Below are 12,519 nucleotides of genomic sequence, written 5' to 3' on the forward strand. Positions count from 1 at the left end.
CGCCCGACTTCCATCACACCCGGCCCATAACGACCCACGGCGATGCCTACCGATCTGCACGCGCTGCTCTCCGCGCTCAACTACGCGCTGGCCGGCGGGGACTTTGATTACATCCTGGAGCACGCCGCCGACGACATCCGCTGGGAGATCGTGGGCGTGATGGTCATCGAGGGCAAAGACGCCCTGGCCCAGGCCTTTGAGGTCTTCGCCCACAGCGAGACCCGCGGGATGGAGCTTCGCAGCATCTTCGCCAGCCACGATGAAGGCGTCGTCCACGGCACGATGCGCGTGGCCACAGCCTCCGGCGAGGAGCGCAGCTATGCCTTTTGCGACGTCTACCGCTTCGAGCTCGCCGACGCCTCAACGCCGCTGCTCCAGCACCTGACCTCGTACATCGTCATGCCTCAGACCGGCGCGCTCACCGAGCTTCTCGGCGAGGGCACCCCGCCCGATGAGGGCTGACCCCCGGCACGCTTTTTAACTTCTCGTGGAGACCCCATGGCCTTAAGCGCCACGATGCGCCGCTTTGAGATCAACCTCTCCGACGTCGACCGCGGCGTCTACGAGACGCTGGAGCTGCGCGTCGCTCAGCACCCCTCCGAGACCGATCTCTACCTGGTCACGCGTGTGCTGGCCTACTGCCTGGAGTATGGCGAGGGCATCGACTTTGGCCGCGGGGTCAGCACCCCCGACGACCCCACGATCGCCATCTTTGACCTCACCGGACAGATCCTTCTGTGGATCGAGATCGGCCAGCCAGCCCCTGAGCGCCTTCACAAGATCGCCAAAGCCGCCGGCCAGGTCGCCGTCTACACCCACAAAGATCCCGCGCCCACGCTCAGCGACCTGGAGAGCGGCCAGATTCACCGCGCCGAGACCATCGCGCTCATCGCCTTTGCGCCCGAGTTCATTCAGACGCTGGCCGAAAAACTCGACCGCACCAACCGCTGGGACGTGCTCCGCAGCGAGGGCATGCTCTACATCACCGTGGGCGACGCCACGCTGAACACCCAGGTGGGGGTCTTGCGCGACCCACGCTGATCGTTTCAGATCACAAAACCACGACCCCGGGTCACTCAAAACCACGACCCTGGGTCGCCCAAAATCACAACCCTGGGTCACCTCAAACAACGACCCTGGGTCACCCGGATTGACGCCCCTGGGTCACCTCAAACAACGACCCTGGGTCAGCCTGATCGACGACCCTGGGTCACCCCAAACAACAACCCTGGGTCACCCGAAACGACGCATTTCCCCCCGGCTGTGCTGTGTAACCCCGGCCGGAGAGGCCAGGTGATTGAGATGATCGAAACGATCAGTAGGTGTCCGACAAAAACTCGTCGAGCAGCGCGGTGACGCGCTCGACCTCGTCCTCGGCCTCATCATCTTCCGGATCGAGCTCCAGCAGCTCGGCCATCGCGATGAGCAGGGGCTCGATCTGATCAAAATGCAGCTCGGAGGGCCGCTGACCAAACTCCAACAGCTCCCAGGCCTGCGCCAGCGCGATCCCCAGCCCCTCGCCGACCTCCTTGATACCCACCTGGCCGGTGGGCACGCGCAGCGTCTCCCCGTCGAGGTCGAGCTCTTCGACGATCTCCTGGATGTGGGTCAGAAGCTCGGTGGCCAGGTCCACAAACCCGTCGACCGACTCGCCATCGAGGACCTCCCCGGCCGCCTCGGCCCACTCCTCGATCTGACGATGAATGACATCAAGTCCCTGCTGCAAACGCATGTTACTCGCTCTCTTCTTCAACGCCGTGAGGCCATGTTGACGCCTTTGGATGCGAGATTGAGAGTGGCCTGAGCAAGGCGCAAATCGCAGGCGATGCTTTGTGCATCGTCGAGAATTTGCAACGCAGCTCAGGGTGCTCTCAATGCAGCAGACATGGCGTCAACGTGGGTTCACTGCGTAATAAGGCTCCGGTTGCGATCTACCCCCCGCGCGGGGGTCGGCAGTTTCTCATCATGCGCCGCGCGCCTTGTCAAACCCTTCCCGTAGCCTCAGAGAACTTTTCCCCCCCAGAAATGCGCCGGACGCGCCCGGCGTTGCCCGCATAGAGGCGCAGACTGCAGCGCAACGACGCGCGCCCCCCGACCACCTCCACCGACGCGAAAGGCCGAGCCGATGTTTTTCAGCCCCCGAAAAATCCAGATGCCCCACCCCGACGACGCGCTCCCCGGCCGCGAGGTGCCCCCCTTCGAGATCCCCGAGACGCACGAGGTGCTCGGCACCCCGCTCAAGCCCCCCTTCCCCGAGACGATGGAGGTGGCGATCTTCGGCATGGGCTGCTTCTGGGGCGTGGAGCGCAAGTTCTGGCAGCTCGACGGGGTCCACTCCACCCAGGTCGGCTACGCCGCGGGCTACACCCCCAACCCCACCTACCGGGAGGTCTGCAGCGGGCAGACCGGCCATAACGAGGTGGTGCGCGTGATCTTCGATCCAGAGCGCATCAGCTACGACCAGCTCTTGCAGGTCTTCTGGGAGGGCCACGACCCCACCCAGGGCATGCGCCAGGGCAACGACGTGGGCACCCAGTACCGAAGCGGCATCTACGTCACCTCCGCCGCCCAGCGCGAGGCCGCCCAGGCCTCCCTTCAGGCCTACGCCCGCGAGCTCGCCGCGGCCGGCTACGGCGAGCCCACCACCGAGATCCTCGACGCCCCGGAGTTCTACTACGCCGAGGCGTACCACCAGCAGTATCTCGCCAAAAACCCCGGCGGCTACTGCGGCGTCGGAGGCACCGGCGTGAGCTGCCCCACCGGCTGGCGCGCCTGAAACCCGGCTTCTTCCGCCCATCGAGGTAAATTTTGGCCTCCAGGGCCGGAAGCTTCCGCACTCCGAGATAGATTTTTCACCCACTTGCCGGAAAGCTCCGCCCTGCCGCGCAGATTTTTCACCTTGAGAACCAGAAAGCTCCGCCCTGTCGCGCAAATTTTTCGCCAACCTGCCGGAACCTTCCGCCCATCGAGGTAAATTTTTGGCCTCCCAGGCCGGAACCTTCCGCCCATCGAGGTAAATTTTTGCCTCCAGGGCCGGAAGCTTCCGTCTTTGAACGCAAAAAAATGGGGCGCCGCGCTCCGCGCGACGCCCCACGTACGAGAGACCGCCCCACAGGGCGCGTCACTCACCACTTCGACCGACCTTTAGCGGGTGTAGATCTCCACAAAGCTCGGGCGCTGCTCGTCTTCGGAGCGACGGCGAGCACTCATCGAGTCGCCGCTGACGCACACGTCGTAGACCTCCTCGCCGACGGTGACCACGCCACCCTCGCTGGTGTAGGCCCCGGCGCTCTCTTCTTCGTAGGTGCCCGCCACATCACACTCGCAGCGACCGGCGGTCGCGTTGGTGATGCAGCTCACCTCGACGCTCGGGTCGGCCGAGCCGGCGATATCCCCAAACCCTTCGCAGCCGAGAAACCCGATCGCCTGACAGTCGGCGGGAATGTAGACCAGCGCCTCGGCTTCGATGGTGATCGCGCGGGCGAAGTTGTCGGCCGTGACCACCAGAGTGCCGTCGGTGTCAACGTCGAGCGATTCCACCGACGAGCCGTCACACACCGACGCGAGGAGCGCGGCAAAGTCGAAATCGGTGCAGGCGTTACCAAAGCTCCAGGTGCCCTCGATGTCGCCATCGCAGGCGTCGTCCGGACCGAAGGTCGGCTCACAGGCCGGGGCGGGATCGGGATCGGTGCCGGCGTCTTCCTCCACGCCGGCGTCGTCGTCGGTGCCCGCATCTTCATCCGTGCCGGCATCGTCGTCCGTGCCCGCATCTTCATCGCCGCCGGCGTCCTCATCGTTGGAGCCGGTGTCCTCGTCGCTGCCCGTGTCCTCATCGCTCGACCCGGTGTCGCCGGCGTCCGGGGTTTCCTCGCCAATATCAAAGCCGGCGTCTGTATCGTTGGAGCTGCCGGTGTCATCACCACAGGCCGTCACCATCATCGCCGCCACACACACCACCAGCCATCGCTTCATCACACCGCGCATCTTTGCCTCGCTCTTTCGGATCGCGTTTCGGCGCGCCTTTCAACCACAGCGCGACCTCCGGCGATCATCTCTGTCCATAAGTAGGGGTCAACGTGGGTGTTGTAGCGCCGAGTTCCCTCCGAGATCAACCCCGGGACGAAGCGCGTGACCCACGGTCGCCTCTTAACCGTAAAAAGCCCTGCCGCCGGCACGACCCTGGGTCACCTCCCAGTCTGACCGTGGGTCACCTCCCGACATGACCCACGGTCGCCTCTCAGCGTGACCCACGGTCGCCTCTCAGCGTGACCCACGGTCGCCTCTCAGCATGACCCACGGTCGCCTCTCACCCGCATAAACGCTTGCCTTTGTCGGTCTCTCGGACGGCCCCATACCCCGCTCCCGTGTCGGAGAGTCACCGCGGCAACCACGCAAAAAAGGGCGCCGCGCTCCGCGCGACGCCCCACTCGCGAGAGACCGCCCCACAGGGCACGTCGCTCATCACTTCGACCGACCTTCAGCGGCTGTAAACCTCCACCAGAAAGCGCGCTCCGGGATCGTCGGGACGAAGACGCATCGTGAGTCCACCCCCTTCTGCACATACATCGTAGATCACCCCGTCCACGTTCAACTCGCCCTCATTGTAGGTGTAGCCGCCGTTGGCTTCCCGCACGTAGGTACCGGTGACGTCGCACTCGCAAAGCCCCGCAGCCTCATTCGTGACGCAGGTCGTCTCCAGGTCGGAGAATGAGTTGACCATGTTCTCATGGCCCTGGCATCCCCCAAACAGCATCGTCGGGCAACCGAGCGGGATATGGGCCACGGCGTCGACATCCACCTCCACAACACGCGAGAAGTTCGACGCGCTCACCTCCATCGAGCCCCGGGCCAACATCTCAAACTCCACCAACTCTGCGCCCTCGCAGTTTGAGTAGAGCGCCAGGGCCTCGATGGTCTGCTGCGGACAGAGGCTCTCGAAGGTCCAACTCCCCTCAATATCTCCGCCGCAGGCGTCCTCCTGCCCGAAGTTCTCATCGCAGGCCGGCACAGTTCCCGGATCAGTGTCGGGATCATCGCCCGTGTCCTCTTCGATGCCTGTATCCTCCTCGATGCCGGTGTCCTGCGTGTCTCCAACGTCTTGCGGAGAGCCCGTATCATGCTCGTCTCCGGCATCCGTCAGCTCTCCGGCGTCGTCTTCGGCGCCGCCGTCGTTGAGGTCCCCGGCGTCGTCCTCCACCTGCGAATCTCCGCCGTCGGAGGGAGGCGTGATGTTGTTGATCTCGATGCAGGCCGACGAGAACGCCAGCACAGCCACCAGCGCACAGATTTTTAAATCAAAAGTCATGACATGTTCTCCTGATAACGCGCGCTCGGACGCCTCAAAGACGTCCATCGCTCTCCGTCGCTCTGCACCGCGCGTCCTGTTTCGTTGAAATCCATCGCCGCAGATCTAGCGACTTCGCGCTCGCGCTTCAACCTCCCTCTCACCGTCCCACATGCCTCGTCTCGTCCGACCCTGAGTCGAACATCAGCCGCATAAACGCTGGCTTATGTCTGTCCCCAGGACGGCCCCATGCCCCGCTCCCATGTCGGGGAATCGCCGCGGCAACCACGCAAAAAAAGGGCGCCGCGCTTCGCGCGACGCCCCACTTGCGAAAGACCGCCCCACAGGGACCGCCACTCCCTACGCCGACCGACCTTCAGGGGCCGTAAACCTCCACATAGACCGCCTCATCCGGGTTGTCGGGGCGAGGACGCAGGGTGAGACCGCTTCCCGAACGGCACACGTCGTAGGTCAAGTCGTCCGTGACCACCGTCCCGTCTTCATAGACGTAGCCGCCGTCGCTCTCGCTGATAAAGCTTCCGGTCACCTCACACTCACACCGCGCCGCGCCCTGGTTGAGCACACAGGAGACGTCCAGTCCGGAGAACGAGCTGGCGATAAGTTCATAGGTATCGCACCCGCCAAAGAGCAGCTCCGGGCAGCTTGTGGGCACGTAGGTCTCGGCCTGCACGTCGATCTCGACCGTGCGCGCGAAGTTCGTGCCGCTGACGGTGAGCGTGCCCGTCACAACCTCTTCGTACGAGACCAACTCCGCCTCGGCGCAGGTCGACGCGAGAACGGTCGACGACATATCGGTAGCGTTGCAGATGCTATCGAGCGTCCAGCTCCCCACGATATCTCCGCCGCAGGCGTCCTCCGGCGCAAAGTTCTCATCGCAGGCCGGCAGAGGTCCGGAATCATTGCCGGTGTCTTCGTCGCTGCCGGCGTCTTCGTCGCTGCCGGCGTCTTCGTCGTCGCTGCCGGTATCGTCGTCGACCGGGTCGTCATCCCCGGTGTCCATCGGATCGCCGGCGTCGTCCTCCCCGCCGACGTCGCCGTTATCGCCGGCGTCGGCGCCGCCCGTGTCTTCATCGGTCTGGGAGTTTCCACCACCATCGGCCGGAGGCGTAATGTTGTTGATCTCGATGCAGGACACCGAGAGCCCCAGCGCGAGCGCCACCGCGCACATCTTCAGTAGATGGGTCATCACTCTCTCTCATCATGGCGCGCAGACCGGTGCGACACGTCTCTTCGTCGTCACCACCTCGCGCACGCGTCTTTAAGGCAATCCGTCTGCCGCGTTCTAACAACTTCCCAATGCAGTCTCAATACCACGTCACGTGTACACGCATCGCTCAGCGAACCTGACCCACGGTCATCTCTCAACCGCACCATCACTGGCTTTTCTGCGACCCAGGGTCATCGCTACAGCTGACCCACGGTCACCTTTCAAAACGACCCACGGTCACCGCTCACCGGCGTCCCCAGACGCAACGAGGGAGCGAGTCACCTCGCTCCCTCATGCACCCTCAATGCTGCCGGTCAGGGCACCTCACCGCGGGTGAGGCGCCCGAATCACGCGCTTAGAAACGCTCGCGCAGAAGCACCGAGGCCAGCTCTTCGTCGGTGTTGTAGACGTTGTTGACCTTCATACCCACGTCGCTCAGCGAGTACACAAACTCCTCGCCATTTTCGCTGCTCATGATGATGCTGCGACGCATCTGGGAGTACCAGCCCCAGTAGTCTTCCTGCTGGCAGCCCGGCTCCATGTCGTAGCGCACGCAGTGCGAGTCGGCCACCAGGTCGCCGTGGCTGACGCGACCGATCTCAGTGATGCCGGCATCTTCGGCCTCTTCTTCCGCGTCGATCTCAAAGAGCATCAGGCCGGTGAACTGCTCGCCACCATCCCAGATGTTCATCGGCACGCTGAGCACGCCCAGGCGAGCCTGGTAGGTGAAGGCGTGGTGGTTCCACATCGCTTCGCTGTCGGAGGACCAGCCACCGGTGGAGATGACGTGGTGATGCTTGAGCTTCGGATCGGTCATGTCGCTCACATCGAAGACCTGCAGGTGCACGCCGCTCATCACGCCGTTCTCATCGCCGTCGCGACCGATCGCCAGGAGGTAATCGTCGCTTAAGGGGTGCAGGTAGCTGGAGAAGCCGGTGATCTTCAGCTCACCGAGCACTTTGGGGTCGTTGGGGTCGGAGAGATCCAGGGTGTAGAGGGGGTCGGTCTCGCGGAAGGTCACGATGTAGCCGCGGTCGCCCATCATGCGCGAGCTGTAGATGCGCTCGGTCGGGGCGAGGTTGCGCACCGAGCCGGTCTCCACGAGTTCACCGTTCTCTTCTTTGACGACGATGACGTGGTTGCCTCCCGCGTCGGTCTGCTCGCCAGTCTCCTGGTCCCAGTCCCAGCGGTTATCGGTGGTCGCCACGCGCAGGTGACCTTCGTACTCGCTGAACGAGAACTGGTTGAGCAACCAGCCATCGACCTTGCCGCTGGCGCGGTACTCGGGCTGACCGTCGGAATGCAGCGCGAATTTGTGGATATGCGACTCATTCTGGCGACCGTTGCCACCCCACCACCACCACCAGCGGCTGCTCATCGCCACGTAGAGGTTGTCCTGGGAGGCGTAGACCTGCCAGCCATTGGCCAGCAGACCGGTGGAGTCGATGGAGGTCTTGGTATCGAGATCGAAGCTGGAGATCGAGAGCACGCCAAGCTGGTTGGCGTTATCGGTCATGTAGATCTCATTGCACTCATAGAGAGGCTCTTCGAGCAGCACCGCACCGTCGTGGTCGAGGATGCGCTGGCGGGGGAACCAGCTCTGCACATCTTCATCAGCGAGCTGCTCGGTGAGGAAGGCTTTCACCAGGGGACGGGCCTCATCGCGCATCACCTCGAGCTCTTCGAGCGTCGTCTCATAGTCGCGCTCGGGCAGCCCGGGGATCTCGTCGTTGTACATGTACTGCCAGATGTTGATGTTGCGCATCCCGCCGTTGCTGACCACGTAGACCTTATCGTCGATCATGCGGCCGTTGGTGTAGTTGCCCTCGATGTCGACCTGCTTCTCGATGACCGGGTTGGTGCGGTCACTGACATCCAGGATCGTCAGGCGGGTACCGTAGAAGGGCTCCACGTACTCGCCAGGCTCGCTCGGCTCGCGATCTTCGCCGGGCTCAACGCCGTCCTCGGAGCCGACCTCGTCGTAGTAGTAATCGTTGTGCTGCCAGACGTAGCTGAAGACGGCGACGCGATCGCCCTTCAGAAAGAGGCTGTGCGGGTAGGCCTGCTCCGGGAAATCGAAGCGACCGACGCGGTCGGTGTCCTCCGGCGGCCAGCTCTTGAGGATCTGAAGCGAGCCGTCGGCCACCGTGTAGATGTAGTCCCCGTCGGTCTTGACGATATCGGGCTCATCGACCCCCTCCTCCTGCACGTTGGTCTCGGTAAACTCCGAGGGGCTCTCGCCGCGGTCGCCGCCGGCGCTGTCGTCACCGGCTTCGGGCGCGCCGGGCTCGGGCTCGCCGGCATCAAAATCGACATCGCCCCACCAGTGCTGGCTGTAGCGGTTCTGAAGCACCTGTTCGGTGAGCGAGTCGACCACATCGTCGCGCACATCCTCACAGCCCTGGGCGGGCATCAGCCGGTAGCTGGCGCTGGAGGTAGTATCGCGGCGAGGAGTGTCGTCTCCCTCACCACAGGCGGCGACCATGGTTACGGCGCCGACCGTGGCGGCAACGCGCGGCAGCCATCGATGCCATCGTTCAGAATTTTGAGACTTTTTCATCGCAGACCTCTCAGATTTTTTGGGGGTTAGCGTCATGGTGTCGTCGTCGAAGTGCGTCAATCGCCTTATTTCATGCCACGTTGCGACGATTTGGGGCGTTTCGTATCGAGCATCGTCGCGGTGATGGCCCCAGACTAGAGCAATCTCGATGCCAGGATCGCCTAAACGCACAAAATAGATCGTATTTTTCGACTATTCTTCGTCTGAATGACGTCGCTCGCTGCCTCAGTCGTGAGGAGTTTCGCGACTTCCCGGGCTTTCAATAGCGATGGCCTTTGATGACCCTGGGTTGAGCCCGGGGCAGGTTTTATGCGGGTGCCAGGTGACCCCGGGTCGACTTGAATCATAACCCACGGTCACCTCCACAGTCGACCCACGGTCAACTCCACAGACGACCCACGGTCATTTTTTGCGATGACCCTCGGTCACCCGTAAGACGGTTTTTTCGCGCCCGTAAAATGACCCTCGGTCACCTCCACAGACGACCCTCGGTCATTTTTTGCGATGACCCTCGGTCACCCGTGAGACTGGTTTTTCGCGCCGGTAAAATGACCCTCGGTCACCTCCACAGACGACCCTCGGTCAACTCCACAGACGACCCTCGGTCAACTCCACAGACGACCCACGGTCATTTTTTGCGATGACCCTCGGTCACCCGTGAGACTGGTTTTTCGCGCCGGTAAAATGACCCTCGGTCACCTCCACAGACGACCTACGGTAACCTCCACAGACGACCCTCGGTCGCACCTGGGCCTGTAGGTATGCGCCCGAGAGGTGACCCCGGGTTATCCGCTCCGGGGCAAACGTATGGCGAGGCCGCGCTCAGCGACGGCAGTTCTCGTTGTCGGGCTCGCGGTTGGCGAGGACTTCGGAAAAGGTGGGTGCGGCCTCGGCGCAGGAGATGGTGCCGTCGGCATTTTCATCCAGGTTGATGGCCCCGCCCAGCCCGTCGATGCGCACCATCGTGAAGGCGCTGTAGGCGTCGTTGGGCTCCACATCCGGCGCGATGGCACAGAGGGAGGCCGAGGCGCCGTAGACCTCCATGCGCGTGGTCGTGGCGCTGCCGCCTTCAATGCGGTTGGGAGCGGTGAGCTGGCCTGTGTAACGCACGATCTGGCGCTGGGCCATGTAGCGTCGGCAACCGCTGCCGGCGATCTCGAGCGTGACCCCGGGTTGGCCGTCGTTGTCGGCGTCGACCACCGCCGGGTTGTCGGCTTCGGCGGGAATGGAATCGCCGGTCGGGTCATCGAGCTCAAGGCCCCACAGCCCCACCTCGGTCGCCGAGGTGTAGGCCCCGCCGGTGGTGGGGCGCGTCACAAATCCCTGGTCGATGTGCGGGGTGGCGATGCTCTCAATCACCGCGGGAGGGACCACGGGGCGAAGCCCCAGCACGGGGCTGAGCTCCAGCTCACAGAGGGCGCGCTGCTCATCGAGGAGCTCGCCATCTTCGGCGATGGTGACGATGTAATAGCCCATCGAAACCTGCTCCTGACCCAGCACGCAGCTCGACGCGCGGTGAGCCTGAAGCCAGATTCCACCCAGGGTGCCCGCGCCACTGCCATCGCCCGGACCTACATCTGCGGAGGGCCCGACCTCGGGAAGCCCCGCATCTTCAAAGACCTGCGCCTCAAAGTCGCTGTCGCCCCGCTCCACCTGGCAGCCCGTGACACCTGCCAGGAGCATGCACGCCACGCCCACCAACCTCTTTCTCTGCGCTCTTTTTCTCATCGACCTGCCTCGACCACGACGAACCCGGGCACACACAACGCCAAATACACCTGCAAAACCAACACCTTACAAACCCATCCACACCGAAAACGCGCACCTGCGCTCAATAATGAAGCTCAAAGCCCACCGCGCCGAGCCAGCCCCCGGAGCTGAAGCCGGGAAACCCGGGGTTTCCCGTCTGCAGGCCCTGAGCCTCGGCGTAGGGCTGGCCGGTGCGGGGGTCTCGGGTAGCGTCGGGGACCTCATCGCAGAGTCGGGTTTCACCCGGGGTGCAGGCCGGGTAGGCGTCGAGCTGCGCTTTGTCGGTGGTGCGGTAGAGCAGGTGTTGGGCCTGCACGTACCAGGCAGCCACGACCTCGCGCTTCCAGAGGGCGAAGCGATGCTCCGCGCCGATCGACGCCAGGGCGCGGTGGTTGTCGACGTAGTTGGTGCGACCGGTCTGTGCGGGCACCGGCGAGGGCACAAAACCCAGGCCGGCACGAAGACGCGTATCGGCAGCGCCCTGCCACTCGGCGCCCAGACGAGCTTCCAGGGTGTCGTGGAAGCCGGCATCCTGGCCCTGCGTATCGAGGTGCCCCGACCAGAAGGTCAACCGGGCGTCGGCGGTGAGCACGATATCGCCGGGCGACCAGGCCAGCCCCAGGCGCAGCGAGGCCGGCGTGGAGGTAGGAATCCAGCCGATGACCTGGCGGGTGTCTTCACCGGAGCCCGCCCCGCGCACCTGCACCTCGTTGCCCCCCTCGATCGCAAAGGCTACAGGTCCCCGGTAGACGAGCCCCAGACGAAGATCAGCGGGCAAATCCAGCGTCGCGCCGGCCAGCAGGCCCCAGGCGTTGGTGGTCTGAATATCGGCGTTGAGGCCCACATCGGATTGATCGGCCGGATCGCGCACGTACGCCTCGGTGGTGGCGCGCGCGCCGGGCAGGTAGGTGCCGCCGATGCCAAAGCTAAGCCAGTCGGTGAGCTTCCGCGCGATCCCGGCCTCGATCACCGGACGTCGAAGGCGCTCGCCAATCAGCTCAACATGAAGCTGGTTGCTAAACGCCCGCTCCCGCTCATCGGCAAAATGGGTCTGCATGCTCAAGAGCCCGTTGGTCGGCAGCATCACCAGCGCCCCGCCGCGGGTGCGCTCGGTGCCAAAGTCGGTCACCGCGCCGATCATCACCCCGTAGAGCGGCGCAAGCCCGGTGGTATCGGAGCGCTCTCTCCGCGTCTGCTCGGAGGGGAGCGCCGGGGAGTTGCCATCGAGGTCGGGCACGTCATAGCCCGCCGGGCGATCTTTGAGCAGGATCTGGACCTGGCCCAGGGTCGCAAACGCTCCCAGGCGAATGCCCGGACGCGCAGAGGCCAGCTCGGCCACGTTGTCGTACACGGCAGCCGGCCCCTCCGCCGAGGCCACCTGAGCGCCGGCCATCGCGGCGGAGCGCGCCCCGGAGCCATACACATCAAAGGGGTTGGCACCGGCGACAGAAGGAACCGTCAACAACGCCAGCCCGACAAGCGCCGAAGGCAACGCACGACGCGCCCGGGATATCTTCGTTTTCAACGCGCCCTCACATGCACACCACAAACCACTGAAACCAAAGGATTTTCCGCTACACAAACCAGCTCCAATCGCCGAGCCGCTCTCACTGCGTGGCGAGCGCGCGCCGTGGCGAGATTCCACCCGCCCTCTCGCATCCCGGAGGGGCTTGATGCGTCGAACCTACCCCACACCGG

Annotated in this window: 10 protein-coding genes; 3 read left to right on the top strand and 7 right to left on the bottom strand. The window is 64.0% G+C overall.

The features are described 5' to 3' along the window. Positions 1–42: 42 nt before the first annotated feature. Positions 43–462, top strand: a complete 420-nt coding sequence (locus EA187_RS06875) for a nuclear transport factor 2 family protein (RefSeq protein WP_115606515.1) — start codon at positions 43–45, stop codon at positions 460–462. A gap of 36 nt (positions 463–498) precedes the next feature. Then, complete coding sequence (locus EA187_RS06880; RefSeq protein WP_115606513.1) at positions 499–1,041, top strand: YaeQ family protein; 543 nt, start codon at positions 499–501, stop codon at positions 1,039–1,041. 274 nt (positions 1,042–1,315) lie between these two features. Here EA187_RS06880 and EA187_RS06885 read toward each other — a convergent pair whose 3' ends face one another. Then, the gene (locus tag EA187_RS06885; RefSeq protein WP_115606512.1) at positions 1,316–1,732 is read right to left on the bottom strand and encodes a hypothetical protein; all 417 of its coding nucleotides are present in this window, start codon (positions 1,730–1,732) and stop codon (positions 1,316–1,318) included. 420 nt (positions 1,733–2,152) lie between these two features. On the opposite strand from EA187_RS06885, the gene msrA reads away from it, so the two are divergent. Beyond that, the gene (msrA, locus tag EA187_RS06890) at positions 2,153–2,776 is read left to right on the top strand and encodes a peptide-methionine (S)-S-oxide reductase MsrA (protein WP_241250179.1); all 624 of its coding nucleotides are present in this window, start codon (positions 2,153–2,155) and stop codon (positions 2,774–2,776) included. A 368-nt stretch (positions 2,777–3,144) separates the two neighbouring features. Here the strand turns inward: msrA and EA187_RS06895 are convergent, their stop codons facing one another. The 6 genes from EA187_RS06895 to EA187_RS06920 all read right to left on the bottom strand — a co-directional run bounded on the left by EA187_RS06895 (position 3,145) and on the right by EA187_RS06920 (position 12,346). Then, positions 3,145–3,972, bottom strand: coding sequence for a hypothetical protein (locus tag EA187_RS06895; protein WP_127779709.1), 828 nt, complete (start codon positions 3,970–3,972; stop codon positions 3,145–3,147). Between the two features lie 505 nt (positions 3,973–4,477). Further along, the gene (locus tag EA187_RS06900; protein ID WP_127779711.1) at positions 4,478–5,305 is read right to left on the bottom strand and encodes a hypothetical protein; all 828 of its coding nucleotides are present in this window, start codon (positions 5,303–5,305) and stop codon (positions 4,478–4,480) included. A 355-nt stretch (positions 5,306–5,660) separates the two neighbouring features. Next, positions 5,661–6,491 (bottom strand): hypothetical protein, encoded by an 831-nt coding sequence (locus tag EA187_RS06905; protein WP_115606505.1) that lies wholly within the window; start codon positions 6,489–6,491, stop codon positions 5,661–5,663. Between the two features lie 376 nt (positions 6,492–6,867). After that, on the bottom strand, positions 6,868–9,072 hold the full coding sequence (locus EA187_RS06910) for a beta-propeller domain-containing protein (RefSeq protein WP_164856073.1): 2,205 nt from the start codon (positions 9,070–9,072) through the stop codon (positions 6,868–6,870). Positions 9,073–9,894: 822 nt separating this feature from the next. Beyond that, on the bottom strand, positions 9,895–10,800 hold the full coding sequence (locus EA187_RS06915) for a hypothetical protein (RefSeq protein WP_127779715.1): 906 nt from the start codon (positions 10,798–10,800) through the stop codon (positions 9,895–9,897). A 103-nt stretch (positions 10,801–10,903) separates the two neighbouring features. Beyond that, positions 10,904–12,346 carry an OmpP1/FadL family transporter gene (locus EA187_RS06920; protein ID WP_127779717.1) on the bottom strand — a complete coding sequence of 481 codons (1,443 nt, stop codon included), beginning with the start codon at positions 12,344–12,346 and terminating at the stop codon, positions 10,904–10,906. Positions 12,347–12,519 lie beyond the last annotated feature (173 nt).

Source organism: Lujinxingia sediminis (assembly GCF_004005565.1).
Classification (GTDB): Bacteria; Myxococcota_A; Bradymonadia; order Bradymonadales; family Bradymonadaceae; genus Lujinxingia; species Lujinxingia sediminis.

Coding starts and splice junctions, on each gene's coding strand:
- EA187_RS06895 (WP_127779709.1), bottom strand. CDS start 3,972: ATGAAGCGATGGCTGGTGGTGTGTGTGGCGGCGATGATGGTGACGGCC.
- EA187_RS06915 (WP_127779715.1), bottom strand. CDS start 10,800: ATGAGAAAAAGAGCGCAGAGAAAGAGGTTGGTGGGCGTGGCGTGCATG.
- EA187_RS06910 (WP_164856073.1), bottom strand. CDS start 9,072: ATGAAAAAGTCTCAAAATTCTGAACGATGGCATCGATGGCTGCCGCGC.
- EA187_RS06880 (WP_115606513.1), top strand. CDS start 499: ATGGCCTTAAGCGCCACGATGCGCCGCTTTGAGATCAACCTCTCCGAC.
- EA187_RS06875 (WP_115606515.1), top strand. CDS start 43: ATGCCTACCGATCTGCACGCGCTGCTCTCCGCGCTCAACTACGCGCTG.
- msrA (WP_241250179.1), top strand. CDS start 2,153: ATGCCCCACCCCGACGACGCGCTCCCCGGCCGCGAGGTGCCCCCCTTC.
- EA187_RS06885 (WP_115606512.1), bottom strand. CDS start 1,732: ATGCGTTTGCAGCAGGGACTTGATGTCATTCATCGTCAGATCGAGGAG.
- EA187_RS06900 (WP_127779711.1), bottom strand. CDS start 5,305: ATGACTTTTGATTTAAAAATCTGTGCGCTGGTGGCTGTGCTGGCGTTC.
- EA187_RS06905 (WP_115606505.1), bottom strand. CDS start 6,491: ATGACCCATCTACTGAAGATGTGCGCGGTGGCGCTCGCGCTGGGGCTC.